Annotated in this window: 4 protein-coding genes and 2 pseudogenes; 3 read left to right on the top strand and 3 right to left on the bottom strand. The window is 50.1% G+C overall.

The annotated features are described in order from the left end of the window. Nucleotides 1-124 precede the first annotated feature (124 nt). The 3 genes and pseudogenes from H8A87_RS02545 to H8A87_RS02535 all read left to right on the top strand — a co-directional run bounded on the left by H8A87_RS02545 (nucleotide 125) and on the right by H8A87_RS02535 (nucleotide 3,308). Entirely contained in the window at nucleotides 125-808 is a 684-nt protein-coding gene (locus H8A87_RS02545) for a copper/silver response regulator transcription factor (RefSeq protein ID WP_198688439.1), read from the top strand. Beyond that, nucleotides 798-2,258 carry a Cu(+)/Ag(+) sensor histidine kinase gene (locus H8A87_RS02540; protein ID WP_198688438.1) on the top strand — a complete coding sequence of 487 codons (1,461 nt, stop codon included), beginning with the start codon at nucleotides 798-800 and terminating at the stop codon, nucleotides 2,256-2,258. The genes H8A87_RS02545 and H8A87_RS02540 overlap by 11 nt, the downstream gene beginning before the upstream one ends. A 343-nt stretch (nucleotides 2,259-2,601) precedes the next feature. After that, nucleotides 2,602-3,308 (top strand): annotated as a pseudogene (locus H8A87_RS02535) (IS6 family transposase). 52 nt (nucleotides 3,309-3,360) lie between these two features. Here the strand turns inward: H8A87_RS02535 and H8A87_RS02530 are convergent. The 3 genes and pseudogenes from H8A87_RS02530 to H8A87_RS02520 all read right to left on the bottom strand — a co-directional run. Beyond that, nucleotides 3,361-3,657 (bottom strand): annotated as a pseudogene (locus H8A87_RS02530) (IS110 family transposase); the annotation flags it as partial. Nucleotides 3,658-3,829: 172 nt separating this feature from the next. Continuing rightward, the gene (locus tag H8A87_RS02525) at nucleotides 3,830-5,503 is read right to left on the bottom strand and encodes a cyclic peptide export ABC transporter (protein WP_198688437.1); all 1,674 of its coding nucleotides are present in this window, start codon (nucleotides 5,501-5,503) and stop codon (nucleotides 3,830-3,832) included. 194 nt (nucleotides 5,504-5,697) lie between these two features. Next, nucleotides 5,698-16,838: amino acid adenylation domain-containing protein (locus tag H8A87_RS02520; protein WP_198688436.1), on the bottom strand; the 11,141-nt coding region annotated here is incomplete at its 5' end.

Genomic DNA, 16,838 nt, shown 5'->3' with positions numbered 1-16,838 from the left:
AGCCGGGACACTCTGTTTGCACAGTGACAGGATAATGACAAAGCTGTCATTATCGGTTTCAGTCGTTGATATTGGCATCCCGCGAACTAGAATGGCTGGCAAACACCCGATATCCGGAGGGGAAATGAAAATACTGATTGTCGAAGATGAGGTTAAAACCGGTGAGTACCTTAGCAAGGGCCTTACTGAAGCGGGTTTCGTGGTGGATTTAGCCGATAACGGACTAACTGGATACCATTATGCGATGACTGCTGAATATGATCTTATCGTTCTGGATATTATGCTACCCGATGTTAATGGCTGGGATATTGTCCGAATGTTACGCACTGCCAATAAGGGGATGCCAATTCTTTTGCTGACGGCACTCGGTACCATTGAACATCGGGTTAAGGGTCTTGAGCTCGGCGCTGACGATTATCTGGTTAAACCCTTTGCCTTTGCAGAACTGTTGGCCCGTGTCAGAACTCTTCTGCGTCGCGGTGCAGCGGTCATTGCAGAAAGTCAGTTTCAGGTAGCAGACTTAACGATTGACCTGGTCTCGCGAAAAGTGAGTCGCACTGGCTCGCGTATTACGCTAACCAGTAAGGAATTTACCCTTCTGGAGTTTTTTATCCGCCATAAGGGTGAAGTGCTCCCCCGTTCACTCATCGCTTCGCAGGTCTGGGACATGAACTTTGACAGCGATACCAATGCCATTGATGTTGCTGTCAAACGGCTACGGGCGAAAATAGACAATGATTTTGAGCCAAAGCTCATTCAGACAGTGCGCGGTGTCGGTTATGTGCTTGAGGTACCTGATGAAGATTAACGGGAAGCGCAGACCTTTTTCTCTTGAAATACGACTCACCTTCCTTATCAGCCTTGCAACAATAATTACTTTTGCAGCTTTTGCCGGGATCATGCTAATTTCAGTACAAAATCACTTTGCCGAACAAGATATTAAAAGTCTTAAACAAATCAACACAACTCTTACGACGATACTTGAACATCCCGGGGAATCTGAACAGCAAAAAATAAATAAGGTAAGTGCCGTGCTTACCAGCTACCAACATATATCTGTCTTATTTCTCAATCCGGAAAACAGGATTATTTACAGTTCGCCTGACGGGCCTGAACTCATTCCAGTATTAAAGACAACCAGCTTTATCAAAGCTCAAACCTCTGGTGAAGTGTTCCTGTGGTCTGGTAATCAAAGCGCACATAATATGCATACCAGTGGTGACACCAGTATGAGCCAGACATCATGGCGTATTATGGCATCCTCCGTTAATTCACCTGCTCACGCAAAAATAAAAAATGATTCGCTGCTGATAGCGCTTTCCATTGATTTCCATCTTCACTATCTTGATGCTTTGAAATACAACCTGCTGTTAATTGCTTCAGTGATGAGCCTGTTGATTATTCTCACAGTTTATTTTGCAGTGCACAAAGGTCACCAACCTTTACGTAACGTCAGCATGAAAATCAAGAATATTACTTCGGATAATTTGGGTGTACGCCTTGATCCGGAACGCGTACCGATTGAACTCGAACAATTGGTTATATCCTTTAACAGTATGATTGCACGCATTGAGGGCGTATTCACCCGACAAGCGAATTTCTCCGCCGATATTGCCCATGAAATCAGAACACCAATCACTAATCTTGTCACCCAGACTGAGATCGCCTTAAGCCAGCAGCGAACAGAAAAAGAGCTTGAAGATGTTCTCTATTCCAGTCTCGAAGAATACAACCGGATGGCAAAAATGGTCAGCGACATGCTGTTCCTCGCCCAGGCGGATAATAATCAGCTTATCCCGGAGCAAATGCCGCTGGATCTCCAGGCAGAAACCATCAAGGTTTTCGAGTTTTTCGAAGCCTGGGCCGAAGAGCGGGAAGTCGGTCTGAAGCTTGAAGGCCAGTCCTGCCTGGTTGAGGGAGACCAGCTAATGCTCCGCCGTGCCATTAATAATCTATTATCCAATGCTATCCGCTATACTCCGGCAGGCAGGTCAGTAACAGTACATATTCGTGTATCTGGAGAATGGGTTGAACTTACCGTTGAAAACCCCGGAACTCCGGTTCCCCCGGAGCACTTACCACGGCTTTTCGACCGGTTTTATCGTGTAGATCCGTCCAGACAGAGAAAGAGCGAAGGGAGTGGTATCGGACTTGCCATCGTTAAATCGATAATACTGGCCCATCAGGGTCAGATAAGCGTTGCCTCTGATTCAGTATCTACCCGCTTTACACTATTACTCCCTCGCCTTAATTCATAATAAGCATGCACCTGCTATCAGGTGCTGTCTTTGTCATTTTTCAATCGGTAAATGACAAACTTGTCACTACCCGGTCACACCATCAACAGAATCATCACTTTATAATCAGTGACATCAGGACGGGAGCCTACAAAAGGAAAGCGTCTGACACCCGAACTTTTTTGACTTAAATGGAACGACATCATGAAAAAACTTATTATCGCTACCGCAATTTCTCTGAGCATTGTTTCTCCCGTCTGGGCGGCACAAACCACGATGCCTGCGATGGACATGAGCCGGCACTGTTGCAAAGTTTAGGAAATTGATATGCTCAGTTAAGTCATTATCGATCGGAGTTCACGGTATGAAAGCATTCAAAGGTCGCCATTTTACGGGCATTATCATTTTGTGGGCGGTGCGATGGTATTGCAAATAGGGTATCAGCTATCGTGAACTTCAAGAGATGCTGGCTGAACGTGGTGTCAATGTCGCTCATTCAACAATTTATCGCTGGGTACAGCGGTATGCCCCCGAAATAGAAAAACGCCTACGTTGGTATTGGCGCAATCCTTCAGGTTATAACGCTTGGCATCTGGATGAAACTTATATCAAAGTCAATGGAAAATGGACTTATCTTTATCGTGCTATTGATAGTCGCGGACATACTCTTGATTTTTATCTTTCGCCTCGCCATAACACGAAAGCGGCCTATCGATTTCCAGGCAAAATTTTCAATCGTGTTAAGCAATGGCAAATCCCTAAAACGATTAATACAGATAAAGCACCTACCTATGCGCGTGCACTATAGCGTTGCTAAAACATGAGGGAAAATGCCCATCTCACGTTAATCATCGGCAAATAAAATACCACAACAACGGAATTGAATGTGACGATGGTAAATTGAAGCGGAGCATTAACCCAGTGTTAGGTTTCAAAACGTTAAAAACAGCGTATGCAACTCTTAAAGGGATTGAAGTGATGCGGGCATTACGCAAAGGGCAAGCCGAAATATTTTATTATGGTCATCCTTTAGGCGAAGGACGTCTAGTGAATAGCGTATTTGGTCTATAACGATTTTTAATCGGAGCTGATTCAAACTTACAACTTTATTTGCAACAGTGCCTTCATAAATAGTTTCGGCATCAATGAAATCGTTTTTGTTGCTTTTGACAAACGGCCGGACAAATTGAGGTGAGATCAATTTAGTCTCATGGCCTAATGCTGCGATTTTTCGCGCCATGAAATGTGCACCGGCACAAGCCGCCATGACGACGGTTGCGCAAGGAGTCACGTTCAGAAACTCAAGAAGCTTGGTTCGGGTCATTTTCTTACGATAAAGCGCTTTTCCATTTTTATCCTGACAGTGCAGGTGGAAAGTATGTTTACCCAGATCAATACCGATAAGAGTTGTACTGTTCATGATGATGGCCTCTTCTAAAAGAAAAACACACTGTCAATTTACTGCTACAGGGTGGGGGAGGCCATCTCATTACAGCCCCTATAACCTAGCTGAACTATCACTGTTACATATCCTGTGCTCCTGAAATTTGACGTTCTTAAAACGTAATATACCAACACTTAATCCAACAATGTTATTGAGCTATTACCATTTGCTCCTTATTGACAAGGAGTCGACCACTTTCCAGCTTGATACAATGATCGGCTAAGTGAAAGAAACGATCGTCATGGGTGATAGCCAGTACGGCTTTACCGCGCGCAGCCAACTCGGGTAATAGCTCCTGATAGAACACCGTCTTAAACAGCGGGTCCTGATCAGCGGCCCATTCATCGAACAGATAGAATGGCCGATCTTCCAAATAGGCTACCACCAGAGCAAGACGTTTTCGTTGCCCCAGTGACAAATCGCGCGTTGAAAAACAGCCATTTTTAATCTTTACCTTGTGATCCAAATGTAGTTTAGTGAGTAATGCATTAGCACGTGAATCCAATGCCGAATCGGTATCGCTCAAACCTATCAATGTTTCGAAGAGATGGAAATCGGAGAAAACCGCCGAGAATAGTTGACGATAGTTGGCTCTGTTGTTGTCAGTGATCACATGTCCATCAACGGTAATGGTGCCGTTTTCTGGTGTGTAGAGCCCGACCAGCAACTTGGCGAGCGTCGTTTTGCCACTGCCGTTACCGCCAATCAAAAAAGTAATTTCACCTCGTTTGAGTTTCATATCGATTGGACCGAGTTGGAATACCTTATCTTCCTGCTCTCGATAATAACTGTGGGTCAGGCCAGACAGGCGCAGTAAAGTCGCTTCACCGAATTCATTAGCAGAAATCTGCCGGGTAAATGGATCTTGCTCATTCAGCTCTGATAATACATTTCCAATGCGATTTAGTGATACACGTGCAGCATTCAGTGCTGGAATACTGTTTAACAAACCGTCTAATGGCATCAACATAAACAGAAATATAATCACATAACCAGCGAGTGTCGTGACTTCGAGGCCCGGTATTACCGTCGGGGCGAATATCACCAGCCCCAAAAACACATAGAATAAAAAGAGTATCCAGCCAGCACCGAAGGCATAAACACCGAAAGCACGGGTGCGATGCTGGCGTACTGCATCAATTTCACGACCAAGGGAGTTAGTGAAGAAAGCCTGAGTACGTGAGAAGTGTAACTTTAACTCTTTTGCGCCAGAGAATAAGGCGTTGAAATGGTTGAATAGGCGATCTTGTGCTTTGCCCGCTGCGTTGAATGAGTTAATCGCTTTGGTTCCGCCGAGGCTATAACCGAGTGAACCAATGATGACTATAGCCAGCGCTAAGAAAAATACGGGCCACGACAACCATGCCAGATAACCCAGGCAGCCCAATACAATTGAACCTTGCATCACGATATTGGGCAGAGTGAAGAATAACAATGATACATTGGTTGCGTCGTCGGTGATGATGGATTGAGCGCGAGAAGCACCAAGCACCTCAATCTGACGGAAGGGCGCACGGGTAACACGTTCTGAGATGAGTTCGCGCATCTTTGCCATCGTATTCTGGCTCAGTTTAGCGAAAATCACGCCACTCAATATGCGGCAGGCAATAGCCAGCACAGCCAGAATACCGAAATACCAAGCGAGCGAGGAATAGTTATCGTTGGAGGTTGTCACTGCTTGATTGATTAATGTGATCAAAGAAACGCTGGAAATACCATTCGCAATGCTGGCAAAAACGGCAATGGCAAGTGCCCAGCGTGAACGGTATAACAGTGGGAGTAAGATCCGATAGGTCGGTTGTTTAATTGTCGAAGTGTTCATTTATAATCCATAAATTCTGTACGTAATCTGGCGTTAAACATAGTGTATTTATCCCTTCTGACGGGTGTCACACTAAACCTCGTCTAATCCAGGGAAGCAAATTTCCATACGACTACACCTGAAAGCCAGACTGATAAAGGATGAGAAAATGCCAGCCCCGTAAGGCTGGCTTAAGGTAACAAAATCTGGTTATTCTACTTCATGAACAAACCCTCGAAATTAGCGCTAACATAATCCAATTTTTCCCACAGTAAAGTAGCAAGCTGATTAACTTGTGGGCTAGACAGCATGGTCATGTGATTACCAGGTGCGATTATTGTACTTAGCTGAGTAACATGCCTACGCCACATTTTCTCGTGAGTTTCTGTTTCATCAATATCTCCTTCTTTGGCGTTAATCAGATGAACAAGGCCCTTATAGCTGGTATGTGGTGCATAACTCGTGTTCAGATTGGCTTGCATAACTTGGACAACACCTTGCAACAGAGATGTATTCGCATTCTCTGGAAAAATGCCAGCATTCACCAAGCCTTGAAACAGAGAGCGAATCTGTTCATTCGGTTCCTGATTTTCGAAGTCTTGTCTGGTAAACGGTAATGGCTGAGTCAGTATCATGTTGTAGATATCGATCAACTTCATTAGCGTTTCAATCCGGCCGACAGCTTTAGGAACACTGTCCTGCGGATCAGGAGCACTGGTATCAACGAGTATGAGATCGGTGACCTTTTCTCCTTGCGCCTGTAGTTGCAACGCGATCTCAAAGGCTATCCAACCACCGAAGGAATGTCCTAGCAGGTGATAGGGGCCATGAGGCTGTGTTTGACGGATTGCCTGAATATAAGCGTGAGCCGTACTTTCAACGCTAATATAAGGAGGAAGATGCGCATCTATCAGGCCACGAGACTGCAAAGCGTGTACAGGTAGCTTCGGTGGAAGGGACAATGCCAACGCGATAAAACCGGAAGCGCTGGCACCTGCTCCAGGAATACAGAAAAGTGGCGGAATAGACTTGGCCCCATTTTGGATGATGATATTCGGGGTGTAAGTTGTGGGCAACAAGTGCTCAGTGATCAAATCAGCCACTTGGTTGAGCAAAGGCTGTTGCATGATGGAGTTATGAGTCCCACCAATAGGATGGAGTACAGAATTCTCTCCAACGATATTGCGCCAGCCACGCCAAGAGTCATACTCAGCAGGTAAATTATCTGCTGTATAGAGATGGATGGGTAAAGATGAAGCGGGAGCAATATATTTTTGACCAAATTGTAAAATGGCTCTCTGAGTATAAATACGAAGGAGGATATCCTCTTTTGTAATACCGGTTGGTAGCCATTGGTGTTCCTCACAAAAGGTAAAGAGTTTGTCCATGTCATTGAAGTCATAAAGCTTATCCAAATCATGTTTATCAATAACGTCTATATGATCACGCAGATATTCAATAATCGTATTGATATCTTTCTGCGTATCATTTACAGATTTATTGGCATCAATATTATGTCCACTTTCAGTATCAATTTTGAGTCCACTTAAATTGTAGGAATCGATCATACCAAGGTACTTGACTTCTTCACCGCTGCTCATCAGTTGCAAGGCCATCTCATAAACAATAACGCCCCCAATTGACCAACCTGCGAGATGATAAGGGCCGTGAGGTTGAACTCGACGAATGGCTTGAACATGGTAAGCGGCAAGTTCTTCAATGGAAGTCGGAGGCTTCTCTAGTGTATGGAGGCCAAGTGCCTGTAACCCATAGACGGGCAGTTCCGACGGCAGCAAAGTCGCCAATAGTGAATAAACCAGCGGGTCACCTGTGGTCTCGTGTACCAGGAATAATGGCGATAGACTGCCTTTAGGGCTTAACGGCACGGGATTTGCTACAAAAGGTGAACTTGGTTTGTTTGACTTGTCGTTAATAGCCAGCGCCAAATCACATAATGTTGGATGAGAGAATAAAGTAGTCAACGACACTTCCATGCCTTGTTCACTTATGTAGTTCAGCAATTGCACAGCTAACAACGAATGACCACCTAACTCGAAGAAATTGTCATGACGCCCGACACGTTCCAGCCCCAGCAGGTCTTGCCAGATCTGCGCCAGCATGGTTTCAACCTCACCCTGCGGAGACGCATAGCCCCGTGCCACAATGGCTGACTGATCTGGGGCAGGCAGCACCTTGCGATCGAGCTTGCCGTTCGGGGTCAGCGGGAAGGCCTCTAGCATCACAAAGGCACTGGGCAGCATGTAGTCAGCCAGATGTTGAGCCAGTTGCTGACGTAAATCCGCTGGCACCAGTTCAATACCGGACTGCGGCCGGAGATAGGCCACCAGACGTTTGTCACCGGGGATATCTTCGCGGGCGATAACAGCCGCTTCCTGAACTCCCGGACACTGAGTCAGGCGCGCTTCAATTTCCCCCAGCTCAATACGGAAACCGCGCAGTTTGACCTGAAAGTCGTTACGGCCGAGGTATTCGATATTGCCGTCGGGCAGCCAGCGGCCGAGGTCGCCGGTCTTGTACAAACGGGCATCCGGGGCGGTGGAGAACGGGTCGGGAATAAAACGCTCTGCTGTCAGTGCCGGACGGTTAAGATAACCGCGGGTCACACCGGCCCCGCCGATATAAAGCTCGCCGGTTACGCCGAGGGGCACCGGCTGGCCATGAGGGTCAAGAAGGTAGGCGCGCAAGTCAGGTAACGGCTGGCCAATCAGGCTGCCACGCCCCCCGGTGATATCATCCTCGGTGAGTTCCCGATAGGTAGCATGGACGGTGATCTCGGTGATGCCGTACATATTCATCAGCCGGGTCTGGCTGATAGGGTTATTTGCGATCCACGGTGCCAGCGATGGTAATTCCAGCGCCTCCCCGCCGAAGATAATGCAGCGCAGGGCATGTGCGGTGTCATTCTGGGCAGGGATAAGCTGGCGGAAAGCACTCGGTGTCTGGTTCAGCACCGTCACGCGTTCGTGGCACAACAGGGCATAAAATGCCTGTGGCGAACGGGCACAGGCTGCCGGTACGATAACCAGCCGGCCGCCGTAAGCTAAGGCCCCCCACAGTTCCCATACCGAGAAATCAAAAGCAAAAGAATGGAACAGGGTCCAGACATCATTGTGATTGAACTGGAAATAATCCTGCGTGGCCGCCAACAGGCGAATGATGTTCGCGTGTTCCACCATCACCCCTTTAGGCTGGCCGGTGGAGCCGGAGGTGTAAATCACGTACGCCAGATGGTGTGAGGTCACTCCCCGTGCCCGGCTGTCAGGGTTGCTGTCCGGCGCCCCGTCAAGGACAGACGGCGAACGGGTGTCAAGCACCACGGTAGGCAGGTGACTGTCCAAGGTTTCCAGCAAGGCAGTCTGAGTGAGCAGGGCCACCGGTGCCGCATCACTGAGCATATAGGCCAGACGTTCGGCGGGGTAGGCCGGATCAAGCGGCAGGTAGGCCGCTCCGGCCTTCAGAATACCCAGCAAGCCGACAACCATCTCCAGACTGCGCTCAACGCAAATAGCGACCCGGTCATCCGGCTGTACGCCCAGAGCCAGCAGATGATGGGCCAGCCGGTTGGCACGGCGGTTCAGTTCGCCGTAGCTGAGGGACTGTCCTTCAAACACCACGGCAGTAACGTCAGGCGCCAACATAGCCTGTTGCTCAAACAGTTCATGGATCAGGGCTTCCTGCGGGAAGTTGGCTTGGGTGGAGTTGAAATCAACCAATAACTGCTGGCGCTCGGCGGCAGGCAGGATCGGCAGGCTCAAAACAAGTCGCTGGGGTTCGTTAGCCAGAGCTTCAACCAGGCCGCTGATAGCGGTAATCAGGTAGTTAGCCAGTCGGGTGGGATCAATCCCCGAGACGCTCTGAGTTACTAGGCTGAAGTCTTCCCCTAAGTCATCCACTGAGAGGGTCAATGGATAGTTTGTGCGTTCTTCTGCTGTCAGCATACGCATGCCGTTCCAAACTCTATCATCAGCCGCCCCTGAATGACTATGGCGGTAATTGAGCAGAGCACTAAATAATGGCATAGGTGGTGTCACACCGCTACAGCGAATAGCCAGCGCCAGAGGAGCTTGTTCATGCTCTAATAGCGCCATTAGGTCATGGTAAGTAGCCTGCATCACTTCCAGTACACTGATGCCAGCAAGGGATATCCGCACTGGCAGCGTATTGATAAACATTCCCATTACCTGATCCGCACCGGCATAGCCTTGCAACCGACCGAGCAGCACAGAGCCGAAGACCACATCATCACGACCGCTGGTCTGTGCCAGCACTTGAGCCCAGGCGACATGGAACAGCACGCTTGGGTTGATGCCCAGACGGCGAGCTTGACTGCGGATCTCCCGTGCCAGCGTGATATCCAGCTTCAAATAGGTTTCGGCCACATCTTTACCATCACCCTGAACATTAAGCAGACCAAAAGGTGCTGTTGGTGCATCAATATCGGCGAGCCGGGCACGGAAATAGTCTTCATGCACGGAAGCTGGCACGCTCAGCGTCTGGGCAATAAAGTTGCGATACGGTAGTGGGACGGGCAGAGTCTCTGCACGTCCCTGCAACAGCAAATTAATTTCAGAGACGATCAGTTCCAATGTCATATGATCGCTGATCAGATGATGGAAACTCAGTGCCAGCAGCCACTCACGGTTAGCCGGATCATGGGCGATATCGGCGGCAAACAACGGTGCCTGATTTAGGTTTAGCCGGCGTTGACGCGGGTCGGTGTAGGCCTGCAACTGAGCCAACACGTTACCCTCTGACACATTGTTCTCTGAGGTGGGCACAAAGGTATTTACTGGTAGTGGGGCCTGACGCCAAACTACTTGAACAGGCTGCGTTAATCCCTGCCAGCAAATAGCGGTACGCAAGATATCGTGGCGGCTAATCACCTGTTGCAAGGCACTAAGGAAAGCGTCAAGGCGCTCGCGGGTATCGAAGGCCACTAGGCTGCATAGCAGATAGGTGTCCCCCTGTTCCTGCAACCGATGGTGGAACAAAATGCCTTCCTGTAATGGGGCGAGCGGGTAGATATCCTGTACATTGGCCGTGCCGCCGGGAACGGTGTCGATAATGATATCGATTTCCGTTTGAGACAGCGTCACCAGCGGTAGCAGGTCGGGGGTGAGGGTGGTGCAATCTTCGGTAATGCGATTAGGCGGTACGACGAAGACAGGTTTGCCCTGATGTGCTTGTATCATCTGAGCCATCTCGGTGAGTACGGGTGTGGAGAAAACGCTACGCACATCAAGCAACCAGCCAGCATTACGCAATCGTTCAATCAGGCTGACGGCCATCAGTGAATGACCTCCGAGTTCGAAAAAGTGATCATGACGACTGACACGTTCCAGCCCCAGAAGGTCTTGCCAGATCAGCGCCAGCGCGGTTTCCAATGTACCTTTTGGTGCTTCATAGACACGTGTTGCTACAGCAGACTGGTCAGGTGCTGGCAGAGCTTGACGATCGAGTTTGCCGTTAGGCGTCAGCGGGAAAGTCTCCAACATCACAAATGCGCTGGGGATCATGAACTCAGCCAGTTGCTGCGCAAGCTGTTGGCGCAGTTCAGCCGGCACCAGTTCAACGCCGGACTGAGGCCGGAGATAGGCCACCAGACGTTTTTCTCCCGAAATATCTTCACGAACGATGACAACGGCTTCGCTTACGTCAGGACACTGAATAAGTTGTGCCTCGATTTCACCGAGTTCAATCCGGAAACCGCGCAACTTGACCTGAAAATCGTTACGGCCGAGATATTCGATGTTTCCATCGGGCAACCAACGTCCAAGGTCACCCGTTTTATACATGTGTGAGCCGGGCGTAGTTGAGAATGGGTCGGTAATAAATCGTTCTGCCGTCAGTTCTGGACGATTAAGATAACCGCGAGTAACACCAGCCCCGCCGATATGGATTTCACCCGCCACGCCAATCGGCACAGCCTGATCCTGCGTATCCAGAATATAAATCTGAGTATTAGCGATTGGCTGGCCGATAGGAACATTGAACAAGTCGTGGGACATGACCTGATAAACCGAGGCCCATACTGTAGTTTCTGTCGGTCCATACTCGTTATAAAGAGCAATAGGTAACTCTAACTGTTCAATTCGAGTATGAAGTTCAGGCAGGCATCGTTCACCTGCCACAATGAGGGCTAGGAGGGATGCCATATCTTCTTTATTAGCGAGTTGCAACAGACTGAGAGCCAAAGATGGCACACATAATAGGCAACTGATGTCATTCTGACGTAGAGCCTGCAAAATGGCTGTAGGGTTGACAGTAATCGCTTGTTCTGGAAGGCATAAACATCCTCCGCGCGTGAGTGTACCGAAGATACTGGCGAGGGAACTGTCAAATGCGATTGAAGACAAGAGTAAAAGCCGTTCAAAATGCGGATACGTCAATTGTCGAGCATAAGTGGATGCAACGATATTCCTGTGTTCAACCATTACCCCTTTAGGATGACCTGTAGAACCAGAGGTGTAGATGACATACGCCAAGTGGTGTGAGGTTAATCCCAGTGTATGAGTATCAGGATTACTCTCTGCGTAAGCGCCAAAAACTGAGATGTCGAGCAGCACAGTAGGCAGGCCGCTGCCCAGCGTTTCGCTCAGGGCTGATTGGGTAAGTAGAACAACCGGCTCAGCATCGTTGAGTATATAGGCCAACCGTTCGGCTGGGTAGGCCGGATCCAATGGCACATAAGCCGCACCAGCTTTGAGAATGCCCAGTAAGCCCACGATCATCTCCAGGCTACGTTCAACGCAGATGGCGATCCGGTCATCCGGCTGTACGCCCAAGGCAAGCAGATGATGGGCCAGTCGGTTGGCACGGCGGTTTAGTTCACTGTAGCTGATGGAGAATTCTTCGAACACCACAGCGGTAGCGTCGGGAGCGAGCTCTGCCTGTTGCTCAAACAACTCATGGATCAAAGCCTTCCGTGGGAAGTCGACCTCAGTGGTATTAAAGTCCACTAGTAGCTGTTGCCGTTCTGCGGCAGGTAAGATCGGCAGACTCAGAACAGAACGCTGAGGTTCAATTACCAAGGCATCAACCAAGCCACTGATAGCTGTAGCCAGGTAGTTGGCGACCCGAGCGGAATCAATTCCCGCCACAGCCTGAACCACCAGATTAAAACCCTCACCCAGGTCATCCACAGAAAGAGAAAGCGGATAGTTGGTGCGATCTTCGGTAGTTAGCAAGCGCATGCCGTTCCAGACCACATTAGCCGCATCTGGCTGGCTATGGCGATAATTGAGTAAGGCACTGAACAATGGCATCGGTGGAACTACACCACTACAACGCTGAGCCAACGCCAGAGGAGCTTGTTCATGCTCCAGAAGAGTCATTAGGTCATGATAGGTAGTCTGCACCATTTCCAGTACACTGCGACCAGCAAGGGATACCCGCAATGGCAGGGTATTGATAAACATTCCCATTACTCTATCGGCCCCGGCAGAGCCTTGCAAGCGGCCCAACAGCACAGTGCCGAAAACCACATCGTCACGGCCGCTGGTCTGTGCCATCACCTGAGCCCAGGCAACATGGAACAGTACACTCGGGCTGATACCCAGATGACGGGACTGGTTGCGGATCGCCTGTGCCAGCGTGGTATCCAGCGGCAAATGGGCTTCAGCAATATCATCTCCGTCATTCTGCATATTAAGTAGGCCAAAAGGGGCTGTAGGGGCATCAACATCAGCAAGCTGAACGCGGAAATAATCCTCATGCACCGAGGCCGGTACGCTCAAGGTTTGGGCGATAAAGTTACGGTACGGCAGAGGATTGGATAGTTCCTCTGTATGCCCTTGTAACAGTAGGCGGATTTCATCGACGATAAGTGCCAGAGTCATATGATCACCGACCAGATGGTGGAAGCTCAATGCCAGCAACCACTCATGGTTAGCCGGGTCATGGGAGATATCGGCGGCGAACAGTGGTGCCTGACTGAGATCAAGCCGACGCAGACGTGGGTTGGTGTGGGCCTGCAACTGAGCTAACACATTACTCTCTAACGCATTGCCCTCTGAAGTGGGTACAAAGGTGTTCACCGGTAATGACGCCTGGCGCCAGACCACTTGTACGGGCTGGTTTAGTCCTTGCCAGCAGATGGCAGTACGCAGGATATCGTGGCGGTCGATTACCTGTTGCAGTGCGTCAAGGAAGGTATCAAGACGTGCACGGGTGTTGAAGGTTATCAGACTGCATAACAGATAGGTATCTCCTTGCTCCTGCATTCGGTGATGGAACAGAATACCTTCCTGCAACGGGGCGAGCGGATAGATATCTTGTACATTAACCGCCCCGCCGACCACCGTCTCGACGATCGAGTCGATTTCCGTCTGGGACAGCGTCACCAGCGGCAATAAGTCTGGGGTGAGGACGGTACAATCTTCGGTAATGCGATTAGGCGGTACGACGAAGACCGGTTTACCTTGATGTGCTTGTATCGCCTGAGCCATATCGGTAAGCACAGGAGCGGAGAAAACACTGCGCACATCAAGTGCCTGACCCAAGCCACGCAACCGTTCAATCAGGCTGACCGCCATCAGCGAGTTACCACCGAGCTCAAAGAAGTGATCGTGACGGCCGACACACTCCAAGCCCAGTAACTCCTGCCAAATTTGCACCAGTATTGTTTCCAGTTCACCGACGGGTGCCTCATAGTCACGGGTGACTACTGCTGACTGGTCAGGAGCCGGCAGTGCCTGGCGATCAAGCTTGCCATTAGGGGTGAACGGGAAGGTATCCAGTGTCACAAAGGCGCTGGGTAGCATGTATTCGGCCAGGTGTTGTGCCAGTTGCTGGCGCAGTTCAGCCGGCACCAGTTCAACGCCGGATTGAGGCCGGACATAGGCCACCAAGCGTTTATCACCGGGGATATCTTCGCGGGCGATAACGATCGTCTCACGTACTCCTGAACACTGAGAGAGACGCGCTTCGATTTCACTGAGTTCGATACGGAAGCCGCGTAACTTGACCTGAAAGTCGTTACGGCCCAAGTATTCGATATTGCCATCCGGCAGCCAGCGGCCGAGATCACCCGTCTTGTATAGCCGGGCATCTGGATCTGTTGAGAATAGATCAGGAATAAATCGTTCTGCTGTCAGTTCCGCACGATTAAGATAACCGCGAGCCACGCCGACCCCACCGATATGGATCTCACCGGCGACACCGACAGGCACCGGCTGACCCTGTGTATCCAGAATATAGATTTGGGTATTAGCGATAGGCTGGCCGATAGGCGGTACTTTCTCATCTTGTGCATTGCATAGGTAGAAAGTTGCACAGACGGTACTTTCCGTTGGGCCATAGGCATTGATCATGCGTCTTCCTATTGCCCAGCGTTTGATCAGTGTTGGAGAGCAAATCTCGCCGCCCACGACCAAGGTCTGTAATGTCGCAGGTATTGTATCCAATGCAGCTAATGCCGTCGGCGTCAGAAGCATATGGGTAATGGCATTTTCTTTCAGGGTATGGAACAGCTCAGAACCAGGCAGGAGCTTTGTACGTTGAGCGAGTTGGAGGCGAGCCCCTGTCAGGAGCGCCATACAACATTCCTGCATGCAGACATCGAAACTGAAAGAAGCAAACTGCAATAGGCGACTATCGGCTGTAATGTTAAGAGCCTTTATTTGCGCATCAACCAGATTACACAAGCTACGGTGCTCAACCATCACCCCTTTGGGTTGCCCAGTGGAGCCAGAAGTATAAATCACATAGGCCAGATGGCGTGAAGTTAGCCCCAGTGCTTGGGCATTAAGGTTTTCTTCCGATTCTTTATCAAAAACAGATAATTCTTGGGCATCGAGTATGACAGTAGGCAGATTACTATCCAGCACCTCAATCAGTGCAGACTGGGTGAGTAACGCTACGGGAGAGGCATCCGCCAGCATATAAGCCAAGCGTTCTACAGGATAGGTCGGATCCAGTGGTACATAGGTGCCGCCAGATTTAAGAATAGCCAGCAGTCCCACCACCATCTCCAGACTGCGATCAACGCAGATGGCGATCCGACCATCCGGCTGAACCCCCAGAGCCAACAAATGATGGGCCAATCGGTTGGCGCGGCGGTTCAGTTCACCATAGCTAAGCGACAGACCTTCAAACACCACGGCGATGGCGTCAGGAGTGCGCTTAACTTGTTGCTCAAACAGCTCATGGATCAGGGCCGCCTGCGGGAAGTCCGCTTGTGTGGTATTGAAATCCACCAATAGCTGTTGACGTTCAGCGACAGGCAGGATCGGCAGGCTCAGAATGGATTGCTCAGGTTTAGTTGCCAGTGCTTCAACCAGTCCGCTGATCGCAGTGATCAAGTAATTTATCAACCGCAAAGGTTCAACGCCCGCAATGGCCTGAGCAAGCAGGCTGAAATCTTCTCCCAAATCATCTACTGAGAGGGTCAGCGGATAGTTGGTACGTATTTTTTCGTTCAACATACGCATACCATCCCAGACCTTATTAGCCGTACCCGGCTGGCTATGGCGGTAGTTAAGCAGGGCGCTGAAGAGCGGTAATGGTGGGTTCACGCCGCTACAGCGCTGTGCCAGTGTCAGGGGGGCCTGTTCATGTTCCAGTAGTGCCATCAGATCATGGTAGGTAGCGCGCACGACTTCCAGTACACTGCGATTAGCCAGGGATACCCGCACTGGCAGAGTATTGATAAACATCCCCATCACCTGATCGGCGCCGGCTGAGCCTTGCAGACGACCAAGCAGCACCGTCCCGAAAACCACATCGTCACAGCCACTGGTTTGCGCCAACATCTGGGCCCAGGCCACGTGGAACAGTACGCCAGGATTGATACCGAGACGGCGGGCCTGCATGCGGATCGCCTGCGACAGCGAGGTATCCAGCAGCAAACGGGCTTCGGTCACATCCTCGCCGTCACCCTGTATATTAAGCAGGCCGAAAGGCGTTGTTGGGGCATCGACATCAGCGAGTCGGGCGCGGAAATAATCCTCATGCACAGAGACCGGCACGCTCAGGGTTTGGGCGATAAAGTTACGGTAAGGCAGAGGGATCGGTAGGGTTTCTGTCTGCCCCTGTAACAACTGAATAATTTCGGCAATGATAAGCCCTAACGTCATATGGTCACAGACTAAATGATGAAGACTCAGGGCCAACAGCCATTCATTGCTGGTGGGATCGTGGGCAATGTCAGCAGCAAACAGCGGCGCCCGGCTAAGATCGATCTGGCGTTGACGAGGATCGGTGTGCGCCTGCAATTGGGCCGGCACATTCTCTGCGGAAGCGGGCACAAAAGTGGTCACTGACAATGGCGCCTGACGCCAGACCACCTGCACGGGCTGCGTCAATCCCTGCCAACAGACGGCGGTACGCAGGATAT

Origin of the sequence: Xenorhabdus lircayensis, from assembly GCF_016306625.1 — a bacterium.
Taxonomy (GTDB): Bacteria; Pseudomonadota; Gammaproteobacteria; order Enterobacterales; family Enterobacteriaceae; genus Xenorhabdus; species Xenorhabdus lircayensis.
The sequence above is the reverse complement of the archived record's forward strand: the minus strand, read 5'-3'. Positions and strand labels throughout refer to the sequence as shown.